This is a genomic window from Burkholderia sp. SJZ089, assembly GCF_007828315.1.
GTDB classification, from domain to species: Bacteria; Pseudomonadota; Gammaproteobacteria; order Burkholderiales; family Burkholderiaceae; genus Burkholderia; species Burkholderia gladioli.
In genome coordinates this window covers 119,213-144,154 of the sequence record NZ_VIUM01000012.1, presented here as the reverse complement: position 1 = coordinate 144,154, position 24,942 = coordinate 119,213, and the positions used below count along the sequence as shown (strand labels likewise).

The 24,942-nt window shown below is 69.1% G+C and carries 23 protein-coding genes; 11 read left to right on the top strand and 12 right to left on the bottom strand.

The features are described 5' to 3' along the window. Window positions 1-21: 21 nt before the first annotated feature. On the bottom strand, window positions 22-1,230 hold the full coding sequence (locus FB600_RS22355) for a lactonase family protein (RefSeq protein WP_013698945.1): 1,209 nt from the start codon (window positions 1,228-1,230) through the stop codon (window positions 22-24). A gap of 219 nt (window positions 1,231-1,449) precedes the next feature. Here FB600_RS22355 and FB600_RS22350 point away from each other — a divergent pair, with 219 nt between their 5' ends. Together FB600_RS22350 and phaZ are read left to right on the top strand one after the other, a co-directional pair. Further along, window positions 1,450-3,279 carry a glycoside hydrolase family 15 protein gene (locus tag FB600_RS22350; protein ID WP_013698946.1) on the top strand — a complete coding sequence of 610 codons (1,830 nt, stop codon included), beginning with the start codon at window positions 1,450-1,452 and terminating at the stop codon, window positions 3,277-3,279. A gap of 233 nt (window positions 3,280-3,512) precedes the next feature. Then, the gene (gene phaZ / locus FB600_RS22345) at window positions 3,513-5,072 is read left to right on the top strand and encodes a polyhydroxyalkanoate depolymerase (RefSeq protein WP_096750400.1); all 1,560 of its coding nucleotides are present in this window, start codon (window positions 3,513-3,515) and stop codon (window positions 5,070-5,072) included. 114 nt (window positions 5,073-5,186) lie between these two features. Here the strand turns inward: phaZ and FB600_RS22340 are convergent, their stop codons facing one another. Then, complete coding sequence (locus FB600_RS22340) at window positions 5,187-5,819, bottom strand: TetR family transcriptional regulator (RefSeq protein ID WP_036039502.1); 633 nt, start codon at window positions 5,817-5,819, stop codon at window positions 5,187-5,189. A 242-nt stretch (window positions 5,820-6,061) separates the two neighbouring features. Between FB600_RS22340 and rsxB the strand changes: the two genes are divergently transcribed. Together rsxB and nth are read left to right on the top strand one after the other, a co-directional pair. Then, window positions 6,062-6,988 (top strand): electron transport complex subunit RsxB, encoded by a 927-nt coding sequence (gene rsxB / locus FB600_RS22335; protein ID WP_145757357.1) that lies wholly within the window; start codon window positions 6,062-6,064, stop codon window positions 6,986-6,988. After that, complete coding sequence (nth, locus tag FB600_RS22330; protein ID WP_013698950.1) at window positions 6,985-7,629, top strand: endonuclease III; 645 nt, start codon at window positions 6,985-6,987, stop codon at window positions 7,627-7,629. Before rsxB ends, nth begins: the two co-directional genes overlap by 4 nt. Before the next feature lie 140 nt (window positions 7,630-7,769). Here the strand turns inward: nth and FB600_RS22325 are convergent, their stop codons facing one another. Continuing rightward, window positions 7,770-8,705, bottom strand: a complete 936-nt coding sequence (locus FB600_RS22325; protein ID WP_036049681.1) for a DMT family transporter — start codon at window positions 8,703-8,705, stop codon at window positions 7,770-7,772. Between the two features lie 229 nt (window positions 8,706-8,934). On the opposite strand from FB600_RS22325, the gene FB600_RS22320 reads away from it, so the two are divergent. Beyond that, window positions 8,935-9,369 carry a DUF1841 family protein gene (locus FB600_RS22320; protein WP_013698952.1) on the top strand — a complete coding sequence of 145 codons (435 nt, stop codon included), beginning with the start codon at window positions 8,935-8,937 and terminating at the stop codon, window positions 9,367-9,369. A gap of 141 nt (window positions 9,370-9,510) precedes the next feature. Here FB600_RS22320 and FB600_RS22315 read toward each other — a convergent pair whose 3' ends face one another. After that, window positions 9,511-9,879, bottom strand: a complete 369-nt coding sequence (locus FB600_RS22315) for a c-type cytochrome (protein WP_047839288.1) — start codon at window positions 9,877-9,879, stop codon at window positions 9,511-9,513. Between the two features lie 39 nt (window positions 9,880-9,918). Beyond that, window positions 9,919-10,281: a c-type cytochrome gene (locus tag FB600_RS22310; RefSeq protein WP_013698954.1), complete on the bottom strand. Its 363-nt coding sequence runs from the start codon at window positions 10,279-10,281 to the stop codon at window positions 9,919-9,921. A 279-nt stretch (window positions 10,282-10,560) separates the two neighbouring features. On the opposite strand from FB600_RS22310, the gene FB600_RS22305 reads away from it, so the two are divergent. The 5 genes from FB600_RS22305 to FB600_RS22285 all read left to right on the top strand — a co-directional run bounded on the left by FB600_RS22305 (window position 10,561) and on the right by FB600_RS22285 (window position 15,867). Continuing rightward, window positions 10,561-11,403 (top strand): AAA family ATPase, encoded by an 843-nt coding sequence (locus FB600_RS22305; protein WP_013698955.1) that lies wholly within the window; start codon window positions 10,561-10,563, stop codon window positions 11,401-11,403. A gap of 116 nt (window positions 11,404-11,519) precedes the next feature. After that, the gene (locus tag FB600_RS22300; RefSeq protein ID WP_145757356.1) at window positions 11,520-12,695 is read left to right on the top strand and encodes a vWA domain-containing protein; all 1,176 of its coding nucleotides are present in this window, start codon (window positions 11,520-11,522) and stop codon (window positions 12,693-12,695) included. A 130-nt stretch (window positions 12,696-12,825) separates the two neighbouring features. Next, on the top strand, window positions 12,826-14,046 hold the full coding sequence (locus FB600_RS22295; RefSeq protein WP_145757355.1) for a benzoate/H(+) symporter BenE family transporter: 1,221 nt from the start codon (window positions 12,826-12,828) through the stop codon (window positions 14,044-14,046). 248 nt (window positions 14,047-14,294) lie between these two features. Beyond that, window positions 14,295-15,248, top strand: coding sequence for a transaldolase (gene tal / locus FB600_RS22290; RefSeq protein ID WP_047839291.1), 954 nt, complete (start codon window positions 14,295-14,297; stop codon window positions 15,246-15,248). 184 nt (window positions 15,249-15,432) lie between these two features. Further along, complete coding sequence (locus tag FB600_RS22285; protein ID WP_047835943.1) at window positions 15,433-15,867, top strand: VOC family protein; 435 nt, start codon at window positions 15,433-15,435, stop codon at window positions 15,865-15,867. A 125-nt stretch (window positions 15,868-15,992) separates the two neighbouring features. Here FB600_RS22285 and mctP read toward each other — a convergent pair whose 3' ends face one another. The 7 genes from mctP to FB600_RS22250 all read right to left on the bottom strand — a co-directional run bounded on the left by mctP (window position 15,993) and on the right by FB600_RS22250 (window position 23,833). Next, on the bottom strand, window positions 15,993-17,543 hold the full coding sequence (mctP, locus tag FB600_RS22280; RefSeq protein WP_046577205.1) for a monocarboxylate uptake permease MctP: 1,551 nt from the start codon (window positions 17,541-17,543) through the stop codon (window positions 15,993-15,995). Continuing rightward, complete coding sequence (locus tag FB600_RS22275) at window positions 17,540-17,782, bottom strand: DUF3311 domain-containing protein (protein ID WP_047835945.1); 243 nt, start codon at window positions 17,780-17,782, stop codon at window positions 17,540-17,542. Before FB600_RS22275 ends, mctP begins: the two co-directional genes overlap by 4 nt. Before the next feature lie 240 nt (window positions 17,783-18,022). Then, window positions 18,023-18,949, bottom strand: a complete 927-nt coding sequence (locus FB600_RS22270; RefSeq protein WP_098153767.1) for a spermidine synthase — start codon at window positions 18,947-18,949, stop codon at window positions 18,023-18,025. A gap of 124 nt (window positions 18,950-19,073) precedes the next feature. Next, on the bottom strand, window positions 19,074-19,598 hold the full coding sequence (locus FB600_RS22265; protein ID WP_233630156.1) for a DNA-deoxyinosine glycosylase: 525 nt from the start codon (window positions 19,596-19,598) through the stop codon (window positions 19,074-19,076). Continuing rightward, window positions 19,595-20,203 carry a chorismate--pyruvate lyase family protein gene (locus tag FB600_RS22260; protein ID WP_145757354.1) on the bottom strand — a complete coding sequence of 203 codons (609 nt, stop codon included), beginning with the start codon at window positions 20,201-20,203 and terminating at the stop codon, window positions 19,595-19,597. Before FB600_RS22260 ends, FB600_RS22265 begins: the two co-directional genes overlap by 4 nt. Further along, a complete protein-coding gene (htpG, locus tag FB600_RS22255; RefSeq protein WP_013698966.1) occupies window positions 20,200-22,098 on the bottom strand; it encodes a molecular chaperone HtpG in 1,899 nt (632 codons plus the stop codon). Before htpG ends, FB600_RS22260 begins: the two co-directional genes overlap by 4 nt. Window positions 22,099-22,339: 241 nt before the next feature. Beyond that, on the bottom strand, window positions 22,340-23,833 hold the full coding sequence (locus tag FB600_RS22250; RefSeq protein WP_096750393.1) for a PLP-dependent aminotransferase family protein: 1,494 nt from the start codon (window positions 23,831-23,833) through the stop codon (window positions 22,340-22,342). 415 nt (window positions 23,834-24,248) lie between these two features. Between FB600_RS22250 and FB600_RS22245 the strand changes: the two genes are divergently transcribed. Beyond that, window positions 24,249-24,932 carry a VOC family protein gene (locus FB600_RS22245; RefSeq protein WP_096750392.1) on the top strand — a complete coding sequence of 228 codons (684 nt, stop codon included), beginning with the start codon at window positions 24,249-24,251 and terminating at the stop codon, window positions 24,930-24,932. Window positions 24,933-24,942: the final 10 nt, after the last annotated feature.

The window sequence follows — 24,942 nt, the reverse complement described above, 5'->3', positions numbered from 1 at the left end:
TTCGTCCAGGGACGCTCGCGCTTACTGCTGCACCGGCACCAGCTTGAAATCGACCGGCTTGCTCAGCGCCACCTTGCGCGCATCCGGATCGAGCTTGCCGCTCGCCACGTCGCGCCGGAACACGTAGAAGCTGCCGCTTTCCTGGTTGCCGACGATCAACCACTTGCCGGTCGGATCGATCAGGAATTCGCGCGGCGTCTTGCCCAGCGTCGACTGGCGGCTGGCGAAGGCGAGCTTGCCGTTGGCCGCGTCGATCCGGAACGCGACGATCTCGTTGGCATCGCCGCGATTGGTCGCGTAGAGGAAGCGGCCGTCCGGCGACAGGTGCAGCGCGCCGCCGCCTTCCTGGCCATGGAAATCCGGCGCGGACAGCTTGACGTTCTGCAGGTGGCTCAGCTTGCCGTCGTGATAGCCGTAGACGTCGACGCTGCCCTTCAGCTCGTTGGTCACATAGGCGAAGCGGCCGTTGCGCGAGAACACCATGTGGCGCGGCCCGGTGCCCGGCGGCACGATGGTGTAGCGCGACTCGGTCGGCCCGATCAGGCCGCGCGTGCCGTCCGGCGTGTAGCGGTATTCGAAGATCTTGTCGGCGCCCAGGTCCTGCACGAACAGGTACTTGCCGTCGGGCGAGAACACCGTCGAATGCACGTGCGCGCCGTCCTGGCGGCCCTTCACCGGGCCGCTGCCCTCGTGATGCACGTTCAGCACCGAGGCGCCCACCTTGCCGTCGGCCTCGATCGGGAACAGCGTGAAGCTGCCGCCCGGGTCGGCCGCCACCGAGTAGTTGGCGGTCACCAGGTACTTGCCGTCCGGCGACAGGCTCAGGTAGCAGGGATCGTTCCCTTCCGAGGACACGCGATCGAGGAAATTCAGCGCGCCCGTCTTCGCGTCGAAGCCGAAGGCACTCACGCCGCCGCGCTGGCTGGCCGGGCCGTTGTCGCCCGGCAGCTCGTTGACGGCATAGACGAAGCGGCCGTCGCGGCTCGGCAGCAGGTAGGAGGGGTTGACCGTCTTGATCGAGCTGATCGGCGTCGACACGTCGCCGGTGCGCGTATCGAACCGGTAGACGTAGATGCCGTCGCTGCCGGAATCGGTATAGGTGCCGACCAGCAGGTTGTAGACGGCATCGTTCGGCGCATTGGCGGTATCCTGCGCAAACGCGTGCGTCGCGGACAGCGACAGCACCACGGCGAAACCCTTGATCCAGTGACCCAGCCTGAGCGATGACATACGCATGAACCTCTCGAATTTGGCGCGGCGCCGGTGCTGATCGGCCAGGCCGTCGGAACTTCCTTGCACCGAAACGCCTCAAGTGTTGTGATTGTCCGACGATGCGAGCGGCCCTGCCCGCCTCGTCCGTGCGCAGTATAAGGGGCCACGTGCGCCGCCGTCGACCGATGGCGCCGGCCCGGAAAGCCAAACGTCAGCATCACGGAGAATTTGCCCACCATGCCAGCCCTCATCGAAGACTACGCACTTGTCGGCGACGGACACACGGCTGCCCTCATCTCACGCGACGGCTCGGTCGACTGGCTCTGCTGGCCCCGCTTCGATTCGGGCGCCTGCTTCGCCGCCCTGGTCGGCACGCCCGATCACGGCCGCTGGCTGATCCGCCCAAGCGCCGAGGCGCGCATCACCGCCAGCTCGCGGCGTTATCGCGGCGAGACACTGATCCTCGAGACCGACTACGAATGCGAGACCGGCGCCGTCACCGTGGTCGACTTCATGCCGCCCGGCAACGGCTGGTCCGAGCTGGTGCGCATCGTGATCGGCAAGCGCGGCCACGTGCCGATGCAGATGGAGCTGGTGCTGCGCTTCGACTACGGCTTCTCGATCCCCTGGGTCACGCGCCTGTCACGCGAGGCCGGCATGAAGGCGATCGCCGGCCCCGACACGGTGGTGCTGCGCACGCCGGTGCCGCTCGCGGGCGAGAACCTGCGCACCGTCGCCGAATTCACCGTGCATGCCGAGGAACGCGTGCCCTTCTCGCTCGGCTACGCGCCCTCGCACCTGCGCCTGCCGCCGGCGCGCGAGCCGCTGTCGATGCTGGCGCGCACCGAGAACCACTGGCTCGAATGGTCCTCACGCTGCCCGATCCAGGGCCGCTACGCCGACGCGGTGCGGCGCTCGCTGATCACGCTGAAGGCGCTCGCCTACGAGCCGACCGGCGGCATCGTGGCCGCGCCCACCACCTCGCTGCCCGAGCACATCGGCGGCACCCGCAACTGGGACTACCGCTACTGCTGGCTGCGCGACGCCACCATCACCCTGCTCGCGCTGATGCGCGCCGGCTACTACGACGAGGCGCGCGCCTGGCGCGCCTGGCTGGGCCGCGTGATGGCCGGCTCCCCCGAGCAGATCCAGATCATGTACGGCATCGCCGGCGAGCGGCGCCTGCCCGAGATGGAGCTCGACTGGCTGCCCGGCTACCAGGATTCGAAGCCGGTGCGGATCGGCAACAACGCCGCCAACCAGTTGCAGCTCGACGTGTTCGGCGAGGTGATGGCCGCGCTGCACCTGGCGCGCGTGGGCGGGCTGCAGGCCGACGATACGGTCTGGTCGGTACAGTGCGCGCTGCTCACCCATCTCGAGAAGATCTGGCGCGAGCCCGACGAGGGCATCTGGGAGACGCGCGGCGGCCGCAAGCACTTCACCTTCTCGAAGATCATGGCCTGGGTCGCGTTCGACCGCGCCATCAAGTCGGCCGAGCAGTTCCGCCTGCCCGCGCCGCTCGACCACTGGCGCGCGCTGCGCGAGGCGATCCACGAGGACGTCTGCACCAACGCCTGGAACGAGGCCAAGCAGGCCTTCACGCAGAGCTACGGCAGCGACGAGCTCGACGCCAGCGTGCTGATGCTGCCGCTGGTGGGCTTCCTGCCGCCTTCCGACCCGCGCGTGGTGGGCACCGTCGAGGCGATCGAGCGCGAGCTGCTGCACGGCGGCCTGGTGATGCGCTATCGCACCACCGATTTCGACGACGGCCTGCCGCCCGGCGAGGGTACCTTCCTCGCCTGCAGCTTCTGGCTGGTCGACAACTACGCCCTGCTCGGGCGCATCGACGACGCGCACCGGCTGTTCCGCCGCCTGCTGTCGCTGGCCAACGACCTGGGCCTGCTGGCCGAGGAATACGATCCCGTCGAGGGCCGCCAGGTCGGGAATTTCCCGCAGGCCTTCTCGCACGTCGCGCTGGTCCACACGGCCATGAACCTGATGCACCACGAGGAGGAAATGGCCCAGGCCGCCGGGCAGCCGGTGGCGGTCGAAACCGACGGCCGCTGAGGCCGCGGCAGGGGTTTGGGCCGCGGATTTTGCGACAAGGAGAAGTCAAGACCGCGATTCGTCAAACTTCGCAAGATCGCGCCGACATGGGGAAAATGCTGCATTGCGACATGACATGGAACCCGATATGATCAACGCGACTGGCCGACCGCTCGCGCGGTCCGGCCCCGGACCCCACCGCGCGCCGCGGCCTCGAATGCCCCCGCGACGTCCTCCCCTCGGGAGCCTTCTTCATGCTTTACCAAATGCACGAGTTCCAGCGGGCGCTGCTGAGTCCGCTGACCGCCTGGGCCCAGGCGGCCTCGAAATCCTTCGCGAATCCGTCCAGCCCGCTCTCGCTGATACCCGGCGCCACGCGCTGGGCCGCTGCCTATGAATTGATGTACCGGCTCGGCAAGGATTACGAGAAACCCGAATTCGACCTGCACCAGATCGAGAAGGATGGCCACCAGATCCCGATCGTCGAGCAGACCATCATCGAGAAGCCGTTCTGCCGCCTGATGCGCTTCAAGCGCTATGCGGACGATTCCGCCGCGGTGGGGCAGCTCAAGGAAGAACCGGTGGTGCTGGTCTGCGCGCCGCTGTCGGGCCACCATTCCACGCTGCTGCGCGACACCGTGCGCACGATGCTGCAGGACCACAAGGTCTACATCACCGACTGGATCGACGCGCGCATGGTGCCGGTCGAGGTGGGCGCGTTCCATCTCGATGACTACGTCGACTACATCCAGGAATTCATCCGCCACATCGGCGCGCGCAACCTGCATGTGATCTCGGTGTGCCAGCCCACCGTGCCGGTGCTGGCGGCGATCTCGCTGATGGCGAGCCGCGGCGAGGACACCCCGCTGACCATGACGATGATGGGCGGGCCGATCGACGCGCGCAAGAGCCCGACCTCGGTGAACTCGCTGGCCACCAATCACTCGATGGCCTGGTTCGAGAACAACGTGATCCACACGGTGCCGGCCAACTATCCGGGCGAGGGCCGCCAGGTCTATCCGGGCTTCCTGCAGCACACCGGCTTCGTGGCGATGAACCCGGAGCGCCACGCGCAATCGCACTGGGATTTCTACCAGAGCCTGCTGCGCGGCGACGAGGACGATGCCGAGGCGCACCGCCGCTTCTACGACGAGTACAACGCCGTGCTCGACATGGCCGCCGAGTACTACCTGGACACCATCCGCATCGTGTTCCAGGAGTTCGGCCTGGCCGAGGGCACCTGGGACGTGCGCGGCGAGCGCGTGAAACCCGCCGACATCAAGGCCACCGCGCTGATGACGATCGAGGGCGAACTCGACGACATCTCCGGCAGCGGCCAGACCCACGTCGCGCAGGAACTCTGCACCGGCATTCCCGGCGAGCATCGCCGCAGCCTGACCGCCGAGAAATGCGGCCATTACGGGATCTTCTCGGGCCGCCGCTGGCGCACCATCATCTACCCGCAGCTGCGCGAATTCATCCGCGAGCATCAGCCGGCGGCGAAAACCGCCGACGGCACGGCACCCGTGGCGCCGGGCAGCGACGATCCGGCCGGCGGCAACAGCGCCGGCAACGGTGTCCAGGAAACGCCGGCACCGGCTGCGGCGCTGGTAGGCGCCAGTGCGCACGATACGGCCTCGAGCGCGGGACGCGCCGCCGCGGCCAAGCGCGGCTCGACCGCCACGCGCCGCGCCGCCGCCCAGCCGGTCAGCCAATCGGCCGCCGCGAAAAAATCCGCGAAGCAGACGGCGAAGCCCGCCACCACGCCCAAGGTTTCGCCGGCGCGTGCGCCGCGCGCACGCAAGACGATCTGAGGCAAGCCGCGTCGCCAGACGCGAGAACGCGCCGTTCGGCTCATGCCGCCGAACGGCGCGTTCTTGTTTTCGGAAACGATAATCGCGGCAAGCGCGGCGCGCCGCCGGGAGGCATCAGCGGCGCAGCAGGTAGGCGAGCAGGATGTCGGTATTCATGCGCACCATCTCGGCGCGCTCGTCGGGCGTGCTGAAGTCGCGATCGAGCATCGCGGCCAGCGTGTAGCGGTTCGAGACGATGTAGTAGCCCAGGCCCGACAAGGTCACGTAGAAGCGCAGCGGATCGACGTCCGAGCGGAACAGCCCCGCGCTCTGCCCGCGCGCCAGCACGCTGCCGAGCGTCTGCACCAGCGGCGAGATCATCTCGCGCGTGCGCGGCGACTTCAGAATGTAGCGCGCTTCATGCAGGTTTTCGTTGTTGATGAGCCGCAGCAGCTCGGGATGATCCCTGTAGTAATCCCAAATGAAATGGGCCAGCCGCGTGACGGCCTCGACCGGCGGCACGCCGTCGAAATCGAGCACGCGCTCGGCTTCGGTCAGGGCGGAGAAGGCCTGCTCGAGCACGGCCGTGAACAGTTGTTCCTTGCTGCCGAAATAGTAGTAGAGCATCCGCTCGTTGGTTTCGGCGCGGCGGGCGATCTGGTCGACACGCGCGCCGAACAGGCCACCGCTGGCGAATTCCTCGGCAGCGGCTTGCAGGATGCGTCGCCGCGTTCCTTCGGGATCTCTTTTGATTTTTGGCTGATTCATGGGTTGGGCCCGCGTGATCCTGTCGGCACTGCCGGTGCGCCTCACACGCCTCCGGCACCGGGGGCGCCGACCGGCCGGGTAGGCGGCGGCACCTGCTGCGGTCGAGCAAGAAATGCGCCTTGATTATGCGCACAGGCGCAGCCGAGCGCAAGGCGGGAAATCGGCGATAATTACGCTTTGTCGAACCATTCGGGCCGCGCCGATCCACCCCGCCCTGGCGCGCGCCCAGCCCCGCCGTCACCGTGACCGACACCAGAAAACTCGCGGATCGCATCGAAGATCTGCTGCCCCAGACACAATGCACGAAGTGCGGCTTCGATGGCTGCCGTCCGTATGCCGAGGCGATCGCCGACGGCAGCGCCAACTACAACCAATGCCCGCCCGGCGGCCACGAAGGCATCGAGCGGCTCGCCAATCTGCTCGGCAAGCCGGTGATCCCGCTGGCCGTCGAGCATGGCGAGGAGCGCCCGCGGCCGCTGGCCGTGATCGACGAGCAGCTCTGCATCGGCTGCACGCTGTGCATCCAGGCCTGCCCGGTCGACGCGATCGTCGGGGCTCCGAAACAGATGCACACGGTGGTGGCTGAACTCTGCACTGGTTGCGACCTGTGCGTGGCGCCCTGCCCCGTCGACTGCATCGCGATGATCCCGGTCACCGGCGAGCACACCGGCTGGGATGCCTGGACCCAGCAGCAGGCCGACGCGGCGCGCGCGCGGCACGACCAGCACGTGGCGCGCCAGCGCCGCGAGCGCGAGGCCGCCGAGGCACGCGCCGCCGCCCGTCGTGCGGCCAGCGCGGCGCAGGCCGCGCAAACCGCCGCGGCCGCCGCGTCTGCCCCTGCCGCATCGAGCCCCGCCGCGCCCGCCGACGATCCCGAAGCGAAGAAACGCGCGATCATCGCGGCGGCGCTGGAGCGCGCGCGCAAGAAGAAGGAAGAACTGGCCGCCAGCGGCGAGGCGCCGAAGAACACCGAGAACGTGAGCCCCGCCGTGCAGGCGCAGATCGACGCGGCCGAGGCGCGCCGCCGGCGCATCGAGCAGGAACGTCGCATGGCCGAACAGGCTGCGCAGGCCGACGGCGAGCCGTCGGGCGCCGGCGATCGACCCGCCGACGAATCGAAGGGCCAACCCGGCGACGATTCGCCGACCCAACCGCCACGCAACGCATGAACGCCACCAAACGACGCGCGATCTACGAAACGCTGCGCAGCCTCAATCCGCACCCGACCACCGAGCTCGAATACAGCACGCCGTTCGAGCTGCTGATCGCGGTGATGCTGTCGGCGCAGGCCACCGACGTGTCGGTCAACAAGGCGATGCGGCGCATGTTCCCGGTGGCGAACACGCCCAGCCAGGTGCTCGCGCTCGGCGAAGCCGGCGTGACCGACTACATCAAGACCATCGGGCTCTACAAGACCAAGGCGAAGAACGTGATCGCGACCTGCCGGATCCTGCTGGAGCAGCATGCAGGGGAGGTGCCTGCCGATCGCGAGGCGCTCGAGGCGCTGCCCGGGGTCGGCCGCAAGACCGCGAACGTGGTGCTCAACACCGCCTTCGGCCATCCGACCATCGCCGTCGACACGCATATCTTCCGCGTCGCCAATCGCACCGGGCTCGCGCCGGGCAAGGACGTGCGCGCGGTGGAGATCGCGCTGGAGAAATTCACGCCGGCGGAATTCCTGCAGGATGCGCATCACTGGCTGATCCTGCACGGCCGCTACGTCTGCAAGGCGCGCCGGCCCGAATGCTGGCATTGCGCGATCGAACCGCTCTGCGATTTCAAGCCCAAGACGCCGGCGCCGCTCGAATGAGACCGGCGCGGTGCCCGCCGGCCGGGCACCGCGTCGTCCAGTCTGCATCACGCCGGTCCGACCTCGCCGCGCCCCGCGCCGATTGATTCGCACTGCGATGCGTTGCGCGGCATCGTTCAAGAATCCGCCCGCCGCGCAGATCAGGCATTCGCGGTGGCGGTCGCCGCGTCGTCGGCCTTGCCGCCCGCCTTCACCAGCCACAGCACGGCCACCAGGATCGCCACGCCTCCCGCCCACTGCATCGGCGACAAGGCCTCGCCGAACAGCAGCGCGGCCAGCGCCACCGTGACCACCGGCTCCAGCGTCGAGAGCATGGCGGTGCGCGCCGCGCCCAGCAGCGACAGCCCGGCGAAGAAGGCCAGCATCGCGCCGACCGTCGACACCAGGGCGATGGCCACCAGCGCGAGCCAGCCCGAACCCGCCTGCGGCCATTGCGGCGCGACGCCGAAGGCAGCCCAGCGCGCCAGGGCGATCAGCGTGAACATCAGCGTGGCGGCGATGCAGATGATCGCGGTGGTCGCGAGCGGGTCCACGCCGCGCGTGGCGCGCGTGCCGGCCACGATGTAGAGCGAATAGATCACGGCCGCCGCCAGCGACAGCGCGATGCCGAGCGGCTCGCCATGCCCGCCGCCCACCATCAGCGCCGAGCCGGCCACGCACAGTACAAGGGCCATCGCCTTGACGCGGGTCAGCCGCTCGCCGAGCCACCAGGCCGCGAGCAGGGTCACGAAGGCCGGGTACAGGTAGAGCAGCAGCGCCACCAGGCTGGCCTGCGCATGCTGCAGCGCGGTGAAATAGCAGAACGACTGGCCGACGTAGCCGAGCGCGCCCATCGCGGCGATGCGCACTCGCGCGCGTGCGCCGGGCCAGGCCACGCCGCGCCGCCACGCGATCAGCGCCAGCAGCGCGCCGCCGATGCCGAAGCGCACGATCAGCAGCCCCAGCACGTCGACGCCGGCGGCATAGGCATAGCGGCCGAAGATCGCCATCGCGCCGAACGCGACGGCGGACAGCGCGACGAACAGGGCGCCGCGAACGGCGGCGGACGACGGGGCCTGGGCAAGGGCGGTGACCATGGATGGGCCTGGGCGAACGAAATGAGGGGAAGCCGCGGCAGCGCAACGGCAAGCGATCGATTCTAGCGAGCGCGCTCGCGCCCCGATAGTCGGGAACAATGCCGATCCACGCGGCAGGCACCTGCCCGGCCCCGCCCGCGGCCTGCCCCGCCCGGAGGCAGCCTCCCGCCGGCCGGCGTAGAATGGCCGCTTCCGCAGCACGCCGCCGCGCCCCAACCTCCCCCGAATCATGTTCAACCCGAGCCGCGACGAAGTCCGTCGCTTCTTCATCGACGCCCGCCGCAAGCAGCGCAAGGGCGAGATCCTCACGCCGCTGGAAGCGATCGCCGCCGACTGGATCGTCGAGCATCCCGAATACCACGCCGAGCTCGACGAGGGCGAAGGCGCCGCCTCGCGCGAGTATTCGCCGGAGGCGGGCCGCACCAACCCGTTCCTGCACCTGTCGATGCACCTGGCGATCAGCGAGCAGTTGTCGATCGACCAGCCGCCGGGCATTCGCGCCGCGCACGAGAAGCTGGCCGCGCGGCTGCCCTCGGCGCACGACGCGCAGCACGCGATCATGGACTGCCTGGGCGAGACGATCTGGGAAGCGCAGCGCACCAATACGCCGCCCGACACCGACGCCTACCTGCAACGAATCCTGCGCCGCGCCTCGCGCGACTGAGGCCGACGGGCACCGGCGCGGCCCCTCGCACGGCGCCGGCGCCAGGCACCACGCAAAAAAAACCCCGCCAAAGCGGGGCATGCCGCGCGCGCCCTGCCCGCGGCTCTCGACGACGCGGACGCGAGGCGCCCGCTCAGGCCGTCACTTCTTGAACACCAGGCTGCCCGGCAGCGACTCCAGGTAGGCGGCGATGTCCTGCATGTCGCTGACCGACAGGCTCTGCACCTGGGCGCGCATGATGGCGTTGTCGCGCCCCAGCAGCGGGTTGTCGAGCCCCATCTGGTACTGGCGCATGGCCCAGACCAGGTAGTCGGAGCGCTGGCCCGCCAGGCGCGGGTACTCGGCGTTGATCGGATTGTCGAACTTGGTGCCGTGGCACGCGGCGCAGTTGTGCGATTCGACCAGCTGCTTGCCCCGCGCCGCGTCGGCCGCGTGCGCGGCGCCCGTCGCGAAACAGGCGGCCAGCGCGAACGCCGCCGCAATGCGCAATGCCGGTTGATGCTTGTTCATGAGGGCTCCTGTCCTGCTGAGCAAACGCCAGCGCGGGCTTTACTTGTAGGGATTGATCTTCGAATCGGGCTTCTGGGAGGCGTAGTACGCGGCGAGGTCCGCGATGTCCTGGTCGCTCAGCGAGGCGGCGATCGCGTTCATCGACGCGAAATGCCGGTCCTTCTTGCGATACGCCTTGAGTGCGTTTTCCAGATATTGCTGATTCTGTCCGCCGAGCAGCGGTACCCGGTACACCTCCGGATACGCCGTGCGGTAGTCTTCGATGCCATGACAGCCGATGCACATCGCAGCCTTGCTGGCCCCGTCCTTCGGGTTGCCCGCCGCCCCAGCCGCCTGCGATGCGGTGGCCAGAAGCGCCATGAGCGCCGCGGCCACGACCTGTTTGCCGACGAAATTGTTCATAGCTTGTACCTAGCTTGAGGGGAAAACCTGTCGCCCGGTAAGGCAACGGACCGCGTCATTTTGCTTATAGATGAGACACGCAGGCCGAAAGTCGGCCCGATTGTACCGCGCTGCCGACGACGCAGTCCACCCGCGCCGGCCCTGCCCCGCGACGGCCACGGGACACCCCTCGAAGGCCCGCCGGAGGCCGCCGCAGCGCCCGCTACAGTACCAAGCGATGCGCCGACGCAACAGCGGCTTTGACTTATACTGGGATTTTTCGCCTGGAAACAAGCCGCCATGCGCTTCGAAGGTTCCTCGCAATACGTCGCCACCGACGATCTGAAGCTCGCCGTCAACGCCGCGCTGACGCTGCAGCGTCCGCTGCTGGTGAAGGGCGAGCCCGGCACCGGCAAGACCATGCTGGCCGAGGAAGTGGCCGCCGCGCTCGGCATGCCGCTGCTGCAGTGGCACATCAAATCGACCACCAAGGCGCAGCAGGGTCTCTACGAATACGACGCAGTCTCGCGGCTGCGCGATTCCCAGCTCGGCGACGAGCGCGTCAAGGAGATCGCCAACTACATCGTGCGCGGCGTGCTGTGGCAGGCCTTCGAGGCCGACGAGCCCTGCGTGCTGCTGATCGACGAGATCGACAAGGCCGACATCGAATTCCCCAACGACCTGCTGCGCGAGCTCGACCGCATGGAGTTCCATGTGTATGAAACGCGCCAGTTGGTGAAGGCGAGGCACCGGCCGCTGGTGATCATCACCTCGAACAACGAGAAGGAGCTGCCGGACGCCTTCCTGCGCCGCTGCTTCTTCCACTACATCCAGTTCCCCGATCCCTCGACGATGCAGCGCATCATCGAGGTCCACTACCCCGGCATCAAGCAGGCGCTGGTGCGCACCGCGCTCGAGAGTTTCTTCGAGCTGCGCGGCGTGTCGGGGCTCAAGAAGAAACCTTCGACCTCCGAACTGCTCGACTGGCTCAAGCTGCTGCTGGCCGAGGACATCCCGCCCGAGGCGCTGCGCTCGACCGACCACAAGCTGGTGGTGCCGCCGCTGGCCGGCGCGCTGCTCAAGAACGAGCAGGATCTGAGCCTGTTCGAGCGGCTGGTGCAGATGAACCGGCACAATCGCTGAACCTGCCAACTCGGCCCCTCGCCCTTCATGTCCCGCGCGCCCCGCCCCGTCTTCCTCCGCCTGGCCGGTTCTCCCGGCCGGGCGCCGGCGCGCGCGGCCGAACCCGGAGCGCGCCGATGCTGATCGACTTCTTCTACTCGCTGCGCGCGGCCAAGCTGCCGGTCTCGGTCAAGGAATACCTGATGCTGCTCGACGCGCTGCGCCAGGAAGTGATCCCGCCGTCGATCGACGCCTTCTACTACCTCGCGCGCATGACCCTGGTGAAGGACGAGCAGTATTTCGACCGCTTCGACCAGGCCTTCGGCCGCTACTTCCACGGCGTCGCGGCGCTGCCGGCCGAGGCCTTCGAGATCCCGGCCGACTGGCTCGAGAAGAAGCTGCAGCGCGAACTGACGGCCGAGGAAAAGGCGCAGATCGAGGCGCTCGGCGGCCTGGACAAGCTGATGGAGCGACTGCGCGAGCTGTTCGACGAACAGAAGGCGCGCCACGAAGGCGGCAACAAGTGGATCGGCACCGGCGGCACCTCGCCGTTCGGCCATGGCGGCTACAACCCGGAAGGGATCCGCATCGGCGGGCCGTCCAACGGCAACCGCACCGCGCTGAAGGTCTGGGAGGCGCGCGCCTATCGCGACTACGACGATTCGGTCGAGCTCGGCACCCGCAACATCAAGGTCGCGCTGCGCCGGCTGCGCCGCTTCGCGCGCGAGGGCGCGGCCGACCAGCTCGACCTGCCCGGCACCATCCGCAGCACGGCCGCCAATGCCGGCTGGCTCGACCTGCGCATGGTGCCCGAGCGACACAACAAGGTGAAGGTGCTGATGCTGCTCGACGCGGGCGGCTCGATGGACGACCACATCGCGCGCACCGAGGAGCTGTTCTCGGCGGCCAAGGCCGAGTTCAAGCACCTGGAGTTCTACTACTTCCACAACTGCGTCTACGACTATCTGTGGAAGAACAACCGGCGTCGCCACGCCGAGCGCACACCCACCTGGGACGTGATCCACAAGTTCAGCGCCGACTACAAGCTGATCTTCGTGGGCGACGCCACCATGAGCCCCTATGAAGTCGCCCAGCCCGGCGGCTCGGTCGAATACAACAATCCCGAGGCCGGCGCCGTGTGGCTGCGCCGGCTCGCCGACCAGTTCCCCAACCACGCCTGGCTCAATCCCGAGCCCGAGCGACTATGGGAATACCGGCAGTCGATCGCGATCATTCGCGACCTGCTGGGCGCGCGCATGTACCCGCTCACGCTGGCCGGCCTGGAAGCCGCGATGCGGCAGCTAAGCAAGTAGCGCACCCGCCGGCTTCGCCGCCGCCCCATTCCGCCCCAACCCGCTGTATCCTCCCCGCGCCGCCGGATCGCCCGTCGCGTTGCGCGCGGCGCGTGAACCGTCTTCCCTCCCCGCTCGGAGCCTTCGCAACATGAATCCGTCCCCAGCGCCCGGCACGCCGCCGGCCGCCTCCGCCCCGCGCTTCTTCGCGGATACCTCGCTGTCGGCGCTGGTCGCCGGCTTCGTCGCGATGATGACCGGCTACACCAGCTCGCTGGTGCTGATGTTCCAGGCCGGCCGCGCCGCCCACCTGAGCGACGCGCAGATCTCGTCCTGGATCTGGGCGCTGTCGATCGGCATGGGCGTGACCACGGTGGGCCTGTCGCTGCGCTATCGCGCGCCGGTGGTGGTGGCCTGGTCGACGCCGGGCGCCGCGCTGCTGGTGGCCTCGCTGCCCTGCGTGCCCTACCCGTACGCGATCGGCGCCTTCGTGGCGTGCGCGCTGCTGCTCACCGCGGTCGGCCTGAGCGGCCTGTTCGACGCCCTGATGCGGCGGATCCCGGCCGGCATCGCCTCGGCGCTGCTGGCCGGCATCCTGTTCGAGATCGGCATCGAGATCTTCCGCGCCGCGCAGTTCCAGACCGCGCTGGTGATCGTCATGTTCCTCACCTACCTGGTGGTCAAGCGGCTCGCGCCGCGCTATGCGATCGTCACCACCCTGGCGGCCGGCACCGCCGTGTCCGGCGCACTGGGCCTGCTCGACTTCAGCCGCTTCCAGATCGCCCTGGCACACCCGGTGCTCACCGTGCCGGCCTTCTCGCTGTCGGCGATCGTCAGCATCGGGATCCCGCTGTTCGTGGTGGCGATGGCCTCGCAGAACGTGCCCGGCATCGCCGTGCTGCGCGCCGACGGCTACGCGACGCCCTCCTCGCCGCTGATCGCCACCACCGGCATCACCTCGCTGGCGCTGGCCCCGTTCGGCTCGCACGGCATCAACCTGGCCGCCATCACGGCCGCCATCTGCACCGGTCCCGAGGCGCACGAGGATCGCGCGCGGCGTTATCCGGCCGCGGTCTGGTGCGGCCTGTTCTACCTGGTGGCGGGCGTGTTCGGCGCCACCATCGCGGCGCTGTTCGACGCACTGCCCAAGGCGCTGGTGGTCTCGGTGGCGGCGCTGGCGCTGTTCGGCTCGATCATGAGCGGCCTGGCCAACGCGATGCAGGACCTGCGCCAGCGCGAGGCGGCCCTGGTCACCTTCATGGTGACCGCCTCGGGGCTGACCCTGCTGTCGATCGGCTCGGCCTTCTGGGGCCTGGTGGCCGGCGTGATCACGCAACTGATCCTGAACGCGCGACGCGAGCCCGGCGCCTGATGCCACCCGGGCCGCCCGAAGCGCGCGCGGCCGGCTGAACGGCGCCGCGGCGCGCCCCGCGCCCGTTGCCGCCCCGATTCCACCCGCCTCGTCGCGGACGCGCCGGCCAATCGGGCCTAGAATAGAGCTTTCCGGTCGCCGTTCCCCGCCCCGCTCGCGGGCGGGTCGGCCGGCCCGCTTCGCCGCCGCGCCGCAGTCGCGCGGCCTTCCGTCGAACCCGGCGCCTTGCGCCCACCATCGATTCGCTCATGACTACCGCACTCGACCAGCTGAAGCAGTACACCACCGTCGTCGCCGATACCGGTGATTTCCAGCAGCTCGCGCAGTATCAGCCCCAGGATGCGACCACCAATCCCTCGCTGATCCTGAAGGCGGTCCAGAAGGACGCCTACAAGCCGCTGCTCGAGAAGACCGTGCGCGACCACGCCGGCGAATCGACCGACGTCATCATCGATCGCCTGCTGATCGCCTTCGGCACCGAAATCCTCAAGATCATCCCGGGCCGCGTCTCGACCGAGGTCGACGCGCGCCTGTCGTTCGACGCCCAGGCCTCGATCGACAAGGGCCGCGAACTGATCCGCCTCTACGAAGCCGCCGGCATCGGCCGCGAGCGCGTGCTGATCAAGCTCGCCTCGACCTGGGAAGGAATCCGCGCCGCCGAGGTCCTGCAGAAAGAAGGCATCAAGTGCAACATGACCCTGCTGTTCTCGCTGGTGCAGGCGGCCGCCTGCGCCGAGGCCGGCGCGCAACTGATCTCGCCCTTCGTCGGCCGCATCTATGACTGGTACAAGAAGCAGGCCGGCGCCAACTGGGACGAGGTCAAGAACGGCGGCGCGAACGATCCGGGCGTGCAGTCGGTGCGCCGCATCTACGCCTACTACAAGAAGTTCGGCTACAAGACCGAGGTGATGGGCGCGAGCTTCCGCACCGTCACGCAGATCACCGAGCTGGCCGGCTGCGACCTGCTGACGATCAGCCCCGAGCTGCTGCAGAAGCTGCACGAGAGCAACGACCGCCTCGAGCGCAAGCTGTCGCCGGACAGCGCGCAGGACGCGCCGGCCGAGCGCGTGGCGATCGACGAATCCGCGTTCCGCTTCCAGCTCAACGACGACGCGATGGCCACCGAGAAGCTCGCCGAGGGCATCCGCGCCTTCGCGGCCGACGCGATCAAGCTCGAAGGCCTGATCGAGGCGCTGCGCTAAGCGCCCCGGCGCGGGCCGCGCCCGCGCCTGCCGGCAACACCTCCGACGGCCGCCTCGCGCGGCCGTTGTCATGTGCGCGCCGCCCGGCACGCACTACACTGCTCGTCACGGGGCCCCGCGCCCCGCCTTCATCGTGCTCGTCAGCAGGCCGAACCAGGTCGGACGAGCCCACCAGGAGACGACGATGCAAGTCCAAGCCTATCTGTTCTTCGGCGGACGCTGCGACGAGGCGATCGCGTTCTATCGCGACGCGATCGGCGCCGAGGTCCAGATGCTGATGCGCCACAAGGATGCGCCCCCCAACCCCGAGCAGCCGCTCGATCCGGCGCTGGCCGACAAGGTGATGCATGCCAGCCTGCGGATCGGCGAATCGCAACTGATGTGCTCGGACGGTGACTGCCGGCCCGGCGCGCCGCAGCAGACCCACGACGGTTATTCCCTGTCGCTGAACCCGGCCACGCTCGACGAGGGCCGACGCATCTTCGAGGCGCTCGCCAGCGGCGGCTCGGTGGCGATGCCCTTCGGCCCGACCTTCTGGGCGCTCGGTTTCGGCATGCTGCGCGACCGCTTCGGCGTGCACTGGATGGTCAACGTCGAGGATCCGGCCGCGCGCCCCTGATCAGCAGCCCTGATCGATCGAGCCGCGCTCCCGAAAAGCACGAGGCCGGCCCCGCCGCGTCAGGCGGGAGCCGGCCTCGATCCTTCATGCGCGGCGGGCAGGCCCGCCGCCGCTTCACCCCGCCCTCAACCTTCGGCCACGTCGAGATAGTCCTCGGGCCGCGTGCGATCCTCGGCGCGCGCCATGCCGACCACGCGCACCGCCACGCTGACCACCACCGCCACCACCAGGTTCACCGCCAGCGACCAGATCGCCGCGTAGCCGGGAATCGCCATGCCGAACAGATGTATCGTGAAGATCGAGCCCGCCAGCTTCAGCGAGATCGCCATCCAGGTACCGCAGATAATGCCGGCGGCCCAGCCAACCAGCAGGCCGCGATGATCGAGCACGCGCGTGTAGAGCCCGAGCACGATCGCCGGCAGGGTCTGGATGATCCAGATCCCGCCCAGCAACTGGAGCTGGATCGCGTAGGTCAGCGGCAGCCCGAGGATGAAGGCCACCGCGCCCACCTTCACGATCAGCGAGACCAGCTTGGCGACATTGGTCTCCTGGTGATGCGTCATGTTGCGGTTGATGAACTCGCGATGGATGTTGCGCGTGTAGAGGTTGGCCGCCGCGATCGACATGATCGCGGCCGGCACCAGCGCGCCGATGCCGATCGCCGCGAAGGCCACGCCGACGAACCACGAGGGGAAGAAGTGCAGGAACAGCGCCGGCACCGCGAAGTTGGCGCCGTAGGCCTTGAAGTACGGCGCGAACTCCGGCATGTCCTTCACGCCCGAGGCCAGCGCCATGTAGCCGAGCAGCGCGAGCAGGCCCAGCACGAAGGAATAGGCCGGCAGCATCGCCATGTTGCGGCGGATGGTGTTGCCCGACTTCGAGGACAGGATCGCGGTGACCGAGTGCGGATAGAGGAACAGCGCCAGCGCCGAGCCCACCGCCAGCGTCGCGTAGGCGCTGTAGCCGTTCAGGCTGTCCACGTCGGGCGCCTTGAGCAGCAGCTTGGGCGGCGGCACGCTGCCGAAGATATGGCCGAAGCCGCCCAGTTGCGAGGGGATCACGATGATGGCCGCGGCGATCGTCACGTAGATCAGGATGTCCTTGACGATCGCGATCATGGCCGGCGCGCGCAGCCCCGAGGTGTAGGTGTAGGCGGCCAGGATCGCGAAGGCGATGATCAGCGGCAGGTCGCCCATCAGCCCGCGCGTGTCGAAGCCGAGCCCGCCGATCACCACCTCGATGCCCACCAGTTGCAGCGCGATATAGGGCATGGTGGCGACGATGCCGGTCACCGCCACGGCCAGCGCCAGCATGCGGCTGCCGTAGCGCGCGCCGACGAAGTCGGCTGCCGTCACGTAGCCGTGCCGCTTGGCGATGCTCCAGAGCTTGGGGAACACCACGAAGGCGAACGGGTAGATCAGGATCGTGTAGGGCAGCGCGAAGAAGCCCATCGCGCCGGCGCCGAACACCAGGGCCGGCACCGCCACGAAGGTGTAGGCGGTATACAGGTCGCCGCCGAGCAGGAACCAGGTGACGATGGTGCCGAAGCGCCGCCCGCCCAGGCCCCATTCGTCGAGATGGGCGAGATCGCCGCGGCGCCAGTGCGCGGCGAGGAAGCCGAGGATCGTCACGCCGACGAAGAACAGCACGAACACGAAGGTGGCGGTCAGGTTCATTGCGCGTCCCCCTTGGCGGGATTGGCGCGCCAGCAATGCTTGGTCTTGCTGTAGACGAAGCCGGTGATCGCCGCGCTGCCGAACACCCAGGCGAGCTGATACCAGTAGAAGAACGGGAATCCGAACCATTGCGGCTCGACCTTGCTGTACGACGGCACCCAGACCATCGCGATGACTGGCAGCACCAGCAGCCAGAGCCAGCGTTTGGCGGCCTGGTTGGCGTTGGCTTCGTGAGCCATGGCGTCTCCTCTTGTGTCTCTTATGCCCGGTTATTTAGATGTCTTGAACGGGTACGACGGTGCGAGGAAACGCGGGCGGATCCGCTGCCGCGAGCCCAGGCTTACAGAGTATAAGAGTCCGACATGTCGTCAGATACGCGGGCGAACCCGGAGCGCGGCGGGAGGCGGGAGGCGGATGCGACGCCGCCGGCGGGGAGGCCGGCGGCGCGGGGCGCGGGCGGGAGCCCGGCCGGGAAACCGTCAGATCGTGAAGTCCGGCGAGGCGTCGCCGAGCTCGGCCTTCGATGCTTTCAAGGCTTTCACCCACTGGCGCGCGGGCAGCTTCAGCGTGTGCTCGAGATGCGCCGCGCGCGCCTCGAGCAGCGCGTAGGACACCGACAGGGCCGGGCCCGAGAAGGCCAGCGCGACGCGATTGCCCTCGTGCACTTCCGGCAGCGCGATCACGCGCGAATCGAAGGCCGCGTTGAGGTGCTTCATGTTGCGCACGAAGCTCGGGTGGTCGCCGAACAGGTTGATGGTGGCCACGCCGGCTTCGGCCAGGCAGCCGCGCACCGCGCGATAGAAAGCCACGCTGTCGAGCACCGGGCCGCGCGCGGTGGCGTCGTACAGGTCGATCTGCAGGGCGCCGGTGGTGCCGCGGTTGGCCGCGTCGTTGACGAAGTCCCAGGCGTCGGCCTCGTGCACCGTCAGGCGCTCGTCGTCGGGCGGCAGCGCGAACATCGAATGCGCGGCGATGATCACCGCCGGATTCAGCTCGACCGCCTCGACGCGCGCCGGCGCCAGGTAGGCATGCGCGAACTTGGTCAGCGCGCCGGTGCCCAGGCCCAGTTGGACGACCCGCTCGGGCGTGTCGAGGAACAGCAGCCAGGCCATCATCTGCTGCGCGTATTCGAGTTCGATCGCCAGCGGCCTGGACAGCCGCATCGCGCCCTGCACCCACTCGGTACCGAAGTGCAGGTAGCGCACGCCGCGCTCCTCGGAGAACGTGACCGGCGCGAAGCGCGGCTTGCGCGGCGCCTCGATCAGCGGCGCGTCGCTCAGGTCGTCGCGGTTCGCGCGCGATTTGGTCCGCACCTCGGGGCGCTGGGCGAGGGTTTCGTCGTCGCGCGCGTTGTCGCGGCGAAACGCGCGCGCCTCGGCGGACGCGCGCTTGATCAGTCGGGTCATCTGGATGGATCGCGCAGGCCGCGCGACTCGGTGAAAACGGGAGGATCGAGAGCATAGCATCGGCGCGGCGCGAGCGGCCAGACGCAGCCACCGAATCCGCCGTGCGTCGATGCGCGGCTTCGTGTCAGGCCAGGAAGGCGGCCAGCGCGCGCCATTGCAGCAGCTTGTCCGTATAAGGCAGCGCCGCGTAGGCGGGGCTGCTCGACGGCAGCCCGAGCAGCGTGTAGGCGGCGCCGTGTTCGCCCAGCGCGCGCGTGCCGAGCCTGGCCGCCGTGCCGCCGTTGAAGGCGATCGCCGCGAGCCGCGGCAGGCTTTGCACCAGGGTGACGAGATCGTTGCTGGCGTGGTCGCGGATCCGGCTGTCGAGGCTGCCGATGCGGGTGGCCTCGGCCACCACGTCCCAAAGGCCGATGCCGTGCCGCTGCAGGGTCTGCAGACGCTGCGCGTAGTCGAGGGCGACCAGCTCGGTGTCGAGCACCTCGCCGAGCAGGCGCCAGAAGCGGTTCTGCGGATGCGCGTAATAGCGGCTCTGCGCCAGCGAGACCTCGCCGGGCAGGCTGCCGAGGATCAGCACGCGCGTGTGCTCATCCACCACCGGCGGAAAGCTGCGCTTGAGCGCCAGGTCGGGCGCCGGGGTCGCCTCGCTCATGCGGCCGAATCCGATTCGCGCGCGAGCTCGAGCGCGCCGGCCCCGCCCACGCGCCGCCACAGCGCCGGCAGCATGCACTCGCTGACCATCAGCGGCGCGCCGTGCCGCTCGAACACCGAGCGGCGCGCGGCGAACGCATGCGGCACCGGCTCGCCCGCGGGCAGGGCCCGCGCCGCCAGCAGGTGCAGCGGATGGCCGGCGATCACGCGCCGGCTCACCAGGGACGAGCGGGACACCCGCGCATCGCTGTAGAGCAGCTCGGCGAGCGGCCGCGTGCGCAGCCGGCGGATCGCCTGCCACACGCCGCGGCTCGCGCCGAGCGGCGTGAGGCTGTGCGCGGCGACGCAGGGTTCGCCGTCGACGCTGAGCACCACCTCGCGCACCCAGCAGGCCTGGCGCGGCACGACCGCCAGCGCAGCCGGCTCGTCGGCCCAGGGCACCGCCACGGCCTCGCGCGTGACGCGCACGCTGACCGCGCCGAGCGTGGCCAGGTGCGCCGTCAGCGAACCGCCGCGCGTGAGCCAGTCGCGGGGCGCGGCGCCCAGGCCGGGACGCGGCACCACGCGCCACTGCGCGTCGGCCGCGTCGAAGCGCGGCCGTATCACGCGGCGCGCGACAGCAGCAGCGCGTTGGTGCGCTTGACGAAGGCGGCCGGATCTTCCAGCGCGCCGCCCTCGGCCAGCAGCGCCTGGTCGAGCAGCAGGTGGCACCAGTCGGCGAAGTCGGCGCCTTCGGGCTGCAGCTGCTTGATCAGCGGATGCTCGGGGTTGATCTCGAGGATCGGCTGCATCGCCGGCGCCTGCTGGCCGGCCGCCTTCAGCATGCGCTGCAGGTAGCCGCTCATGTCGTTGTCGTCGGCCACCAGGCAGGAGGGCGAATCGGTCAGGCGGAAGGTCACGCGCACTTCCTTGACCTTGTCGCCGAGCGTTTCCTTGATCTTCTCGACCACCGGCTTCATCGCCTCGCCGGTTTCCTCCTGCGCCTTCTTCTCCTCGTCGTCGAGCGCGCCGAGATCGAGGTCGCCGCGTGCCACGCTGGCCAGCGGCTTGCCGTCGAACTCGTTCAGGTAGGACAGCATCCACTCGTCGACGCGATCGGTCAGCAGCAGCACCTCGACGCCCTTCTTGCGGAACACCTCGAGGTGCGGGCTGTGGGTGGCGGCCTGCCAGGTGTCGGCCGTGACGTAGTAGATCTTGCTCTGCTCGGGCTTCATGCGCGAGACGTAGTCGGCCAGCGAGACGTTCTGCTCGGCCGTCTCGCCCTGCGTCGAGGCGAAGCGCAGCAGCTTGGCGACGCGCTCGCGGTTGGCGTTGTCCTCGCCGATGCCTTCCTTCAGGACCTGGCCGAACTCGGTCCAGAAGGTCTTGTACTTGTCCTTGCCGGCATCGTCCTCGGCGTTCGCGAGTTCCTCCAGCATCGACAGCGTGCGCTTGGTCACGCCGTCGCGGATGGTGCGCACGTCACGGCTTTCCTGCAGGATCTCGCGCGAGACGTTGAGCGGCAGGTCGGCCGAGTCGACGACGCCCTTCACGAAGCGCAGGTACTGCGGCAGCAGTTGCTCGGCGTCGTCCATGATGAACACGCGCTTCACGTACAGCTTCAGGCCGCCGCGGTAGTCGCGGTTCCACATGTCGAAGGGCGCGTGCGCCGGCACGTAGAGCAGTTGCGTGTACTCGCTGCGGCCCTCGACGCGGTTGTGGGTCCAGGCCAGCGGGTCCTGGTGGTCGTGCGCGACGTGCTGGTAGAACTGCTTGTACTGCTCTTCAGTGATGTCCTGCTTGGAACGGGTCCAGAGCGCGCTGGCCTGGTTGACGGTCTCGTCCTCGTCCTTCTCGACCATCTCGCCCTTTTCCTGGTCCCACTCTTCCGCCTTCATCAGGATCGGCAGGCCGACGTGGTCCGAATACTTGCGGATGATGGACTTGAGCTTGTAGGAGGACAGCAGCTCGTCCTCGCCCTCGCGCAGGTGCAGGGTGATGGTGGTGCCGCGCTGGGCGCGCTCGATCGCGTCGACCGTGAAGTCGCCCTCGCCCGCGCTTTCCCAGCGCACGCCTTCCGAGGCCGGCGCGCCGGCGCGGCGCGTCTCGACCGTGATGCGGTCGGCGACGATGAAGCCCGAGTAGAAGCCCACGCCGAACTGGCCGATCAGCGCCGCGTCGCGCTGCTGGTCGCCCGACAGCTTGGAGAAGAATTCCTTGGTGCCCGAGCGCGCGATGGTGCCCAGGTTGGCGATCGCCTCGTCGCGGCTCATGCCGATGCCGTTGTCGTCGATCGTCACGGTGCGCGCGGCCTTGTCGTAGCCGATGCGGATCCGCAGGTTCGGATCGTTCTCGTAGAGGGCGCCGTTTTCGAGCGCCTCGAAACGGAGCTTGTCGGCCGCGTCGGACGCGTTCGACACCAGTTCGCGAAGGAAGATTTCCTTGTTGCTGTACAGCGAATGGATCATCAGATGGAGGAGCTGCTTGACCTCCGCCTGGAAGCTCATCGTTTCATGTGCCATTGCGTTTTCCTGTAGCCAAAGGGGATGAATGAGGGAGGAGATCCGCCGAGCCCGGCGGCACTCGCCGCGAAGGCGGGGCCGGATCCGCGCCGGATCGTGTCTTCGGGCACCGAAATGGGGCCGGCTGGAGCGATTTCAAGACCCCGGGGCGATTGATGTAATTGATCGCGCGCCGCACTGGATCGATCGAACCGGAAGCGGCTCGCCCGCCAGGGGCCCGGCCTCGAGCCAGTTGATCCGGCTAGGCCGCGTCCAGCGAACCCGGCCCTGCCTCGGCCGGGCGCCGCGGCACCGAATCGAGATAGCGCGCCAGGAACGGCGCGAGCGCCGGATCGCCGCAATTGGCGACGTTGAAGCGGGTCCAGGTGGACGGCGACTGCTGCGGCGAGAACAGGCTGCCCGGCGTCAGCAGGAAGCCCTCCTCGTGCGCGGCGGCGGCCAGCGCGTCGGAATCGGCGCCGGTGTCGGCCCACAGGAACATGCCCGCCGAGGGCATCGTGAACAGGCGCATGCCGACCCGCTCCAGCATCCGGGCCGTCTTGTCGCGCACCCCGTCGAGCCGGCCGCGCAGCCGCTCCACGTGGCGCCGGTAATGGCCTTCGGTCAGCACCTTGTAGAGCACTCGCTCGTTGAGCTCGGGGGTGGTCATGCCGGCCAGCATCTTCTGGTCGGTCAGCGCATTGGCGATCTCGTGCGAGCAGGCGATGTAGCCCACCCGCAGGTTCGCCGCCAGGGTCTTGGAGAAGCTGCCGACCAGGATCACCCGCTTGAGCTGGTCGAGGCTGGCCAGGCGCGTGGCAGGGTAGCGGGCCGGACATAGATCGCCGTAGACGTCGTCCTCCACCACCAGGAAGTCGTAGGCCTCGGCCAGGCGCAGGATCCGGAACGCCTGCGCGGCCGACAGCGAGGTGCCGGTGGGATTCTGCAGCACCGAATTGATCACCAGCATCTTCGGCCGCCACTGCTGGACCAGGGTCTCGAGCGCGTCGAGATCGGGGCCGGCGGGCGTGTAGGGCATCCCGACCAGGCGCGCGCCCTGCGAGGCGAAGCGGCCGAACATCTGGAACCAGGCCGGGTCGCCCACCACCACGGTGTCGCCGGGCCGCACGAACAGCCGCGCGATCAGGTCGATCGCATGCGTGATGCCCGAGACCATCACCAGTTGCTCGGGCGTCGCGCCGATCTCCTGCTCGGCCAGGCGCGTCTGCAGTTGCTGGCGCAGCGGCAGGAAACCCTGGGCACGGCCCAGGCCGAGCATCTGCGCGCCGGCCTGGCGGCCCAGCGAACGCAGCGCGCTGGTGATCAGCTCGCCGTCGAGCCAGCGCGCCGGCAGGTAGCCGAGCCCCGGCCCCTTTTCCGGGCTGACCGTGCGCAGCATGTTGCGCAGCAGCCAGACCACGTCGATGGTGTTGTCGACCGCGGCCGGCGGCGCGTCCTGCCGCGGCCGGGGCGTCTCGCCGGGCAGCGCCACCGGGCCGCGCTCGCGCACGTAGAAGCCGGAGCCGCGCCGCGAATCGAGGTAACCCTGGGCCACCAGCCGCTCATAGGCCTCCACCACAGTGAAGCGCGACACGTTCTTGTCGATCGCCAGCTTGCGGATCGAGGGCATCCGCATGCCGGGCCGGAACACCCGCTCGTCGATGCGTCGGCGCGCCCATTGCACCAACTGGTCGACCAGGGTCAGCGTGGCGGTGTCGTGCGGCGCGGGGATCTGGTCGAGCGGAACGGTGGACATCGGCGGCCTCCGGCGGGCGGGAACTGTACAGAAAAGTATTGCGCCGATTGTACCGTTACTGTTCCGGTCGACGCGATTACAGTTTTCAGGTCGCCAGCGCAGGGTGGACGAGCCATCGCCCGGATTCGGAGTGGATTCGACCCGGATCCGGCAAATACCCGGCATCGTTCGCTCCGCATGGCTGCGCGCCCGGGCGCCCGCTACCATCGAAGCCCGTGCGCCCCGCCGCCGCGGCCGCCGGATCCACCCTCCCGGCACCGCCGGCCTTGCCCGAACCCGCCCGCACCGGCTCGATCGAGCCCGGCCGCACGCCCCGCGCCTGCGGTCCGCGGGCATCGCCGCACGTCATCCGTGCGTCCCGCCCCGGCAAGCCGTCCGCGCGCACGCAGCAAGGAATCCGACCATTCGAACCGCCATGAACGCACGACCGCTGAAACTCGACCACCTGGTGATCGCCGCCCGCACCCTCGACGAGGGCACGGCCTACGTCGCCGACACGCTCGGCACCGAGCCCGCCGGCGGCGGCGCGCATCCGCTGATGCGCACCCACAACCGGCTGTTCGGCCTGTGGGGCGGCGCCTACCTGGAGGTGATCGCGATCGATCCCGACGCGCCGGTGCCGTCCGGCGCGCCGCGCCCGCGCCTGTTCGCGCTCGACGAGCCGGCCATGCAGCAGCGCCTCGCCCAGGGCCCGGCGCTGGTGCACTGGGTGGCGCGCGTGGAGCCGCCGCGCCACCTGGATATCTGGCGCCGCCAGTATCCGCAGCGGATCGCCCCGGTCGCGCGGATGAGCCGCGGCGACTGGCGCTGGAGCCTGACGGTACCCGCCGACGGCGCCTTCCCCGACGCCTCGGGCCAGGCGGCCGACGGCATCGCGCCCTCGCTGATCCAGTGGGACACGCCGCGCCATCCGTCCGACACGCTGCCGCATCACGACATCGTGCTCGGCTCGCTGAACGCCACCCATCCCGAGGCCGAGGCGATCGTCGCGCACCTCGACTGGCTTGGCGCCGGCCAGTTGGTGGCCGTGTCGGCCGCCCCGGAGCGCGCGCTGGTGGCCAGCTTCGACACGCCCAAGGGCGCGCGCACGCTGCGCTGAAGGCGCGCCG

Excerpts from the sequence above, each read along its gene's own strand:
- FB600_RS22250 (WP_096750393.1), bottom strand. The coding sequence starts at position 23,833 with ATGTCCACCGTTCCGCTCGACCAGATCCCCGCGCCGCACGACACCGCC.
- FB600_RS22350 (WP_013698946.1), top strand. The coding sequence starts at position 1,450 with ATGCCAGCCCTCATCGAAGACTACGCACTTGTCGGCGACGGACACACG.
- FB600_RS22300 (WP_145757356.1), top strand. The coding sequence starts at position 11,520 with ATGCTGATCGACTTCTTCTACTCGCTGCGCGCGGCCAAGCTGCCGGTC.
- FB600_RS22245 (WP_096750392.1), top strand. The coding sequence starts at position 24,249 with ATGAACGCACGACCGCTGAAACTCGACCACCTGGTGATCGCCGCCCGC.
- tal (WP_047839291.1), top strand. The coding sequence starts at position 14,295 with ATGACTACCGCACTCGACCAGCTGAAGCAGTACACCACCGTCGTCGCC.
- mctP (WP_046577205.1), bottom strand. The coding sequence starts at position 17,543 with ATGAACCTGACCGCCACCTTCGTGTTCGTGCTGTTCTTCGTCGGCGTG.
- phaZ (WP_096750400.1), top strand. The coding sequence starts at position 3,513 with ATGCTTTACCAAATGCACGAGTTCCAGCGGGCGCTGCTGAGTCCGCTG.
- FB600_RS22340 (WP_036039502.1), bottom strand. The coding sequence starts at position 5,819 with ATGAATCAGCCAAAAATCAAAAGAGATCCCGAAGGAACGCGGCGACGC.
- FB600_RS22355 (WP_013698945.1), bottom strand. The coding sequence starts at position 1,230 with ATGTCATCGCTCAGGCTGGGTCACTGGATCAAGGGTTTCGCCGTGGTG.
- FB600_RS22320 (WP_013698952.1), top strand. The coding sequence starts at position 8,935 with ATGTTCAACCCGAGCCGCGACGAAGTCCGTCGCTTCTTCATCGACGCC.
- FB600_RS22315 (WP_047839288.1), bottom strand. The coding sequence starts at position 9,879 with ATGAACAAGCATCAACCGGCATTGCGCATTGCGGCGGCGTTCGCGCTG.
- FB600_RS22265 (WP_233630156.1), bottom strand. The coding sequence starts at position 19,598 with ATGAGCGAGGCGACCCCGGCGCCCGACCTGGCGCTCAAGCGCAGCTTT.
- htpG (WP_013698966.1), bottom strand. The coding sequence starts at position 22,098 with ATGGCACATGAAACGATGAGCTTCCAGGCGGAGGTCAAGCAGCTCCTC.
- FB600_RS22285 (WP_047835943.1), top strand. The coding sequence starts at position 15,433 with ATGCAAGTCCAAGCCTATCTGTTCTTCGGCGGACGCTGCGACGAGGCG.
- FB600_RS22305 (WP_013698955.1), top strand. The coding sequence starts at position 10,561 with ATGCGCTTCGAAGGTTCCTCGCAATACGTCGCCACCGACGATCTGAAG.
- FB600_RS22275 (WP_047835945.1), bottom strand. The coding sequence starts at position 17,782 with ATGGCTCACGAAGCCAACGCCAACCAGGCCGCCAAACGCTGGCTCTGG.
- FB600_RS22295 (WP_145757355.1), top strand. The coding sequence starts at position 12,826 with ATGAATCCGTCCCCAGCGCCCGGCACGCCGCCGGCCGCCTCCGCCCCG.
- FB600_RS22325 (WP_036049681.1), bottom strand. The coding sequence starts at position 8,705 with ATGGTCACCGCCCTTGCCCAGGCCCCGTCGTCCGCCGCCGTTCGCGGC.
- FB600_RS22310 (WP_013698954.1), bottom strand. The coding sequence starts at position 10,281 with ATGAACAATTTCGTCGGCAAACAGGTCGTGGCCGCGGCGCTCATGGCG.
- FB600_RS22270 (WP_098153767.1), bottom strand. The coding sequence starts at position 18,949 with ATGACCCGACTGATCAAGCGCGCGTCCGCCGAGGCGCGCGCGTTTCGC.
- nth (WP_013698950.1), top strand. The coding sequence starts at position 6,985 with ATGAACGCCACCAAACGACGCGCGATCTACGAAACGCTGCGCAGCCTC.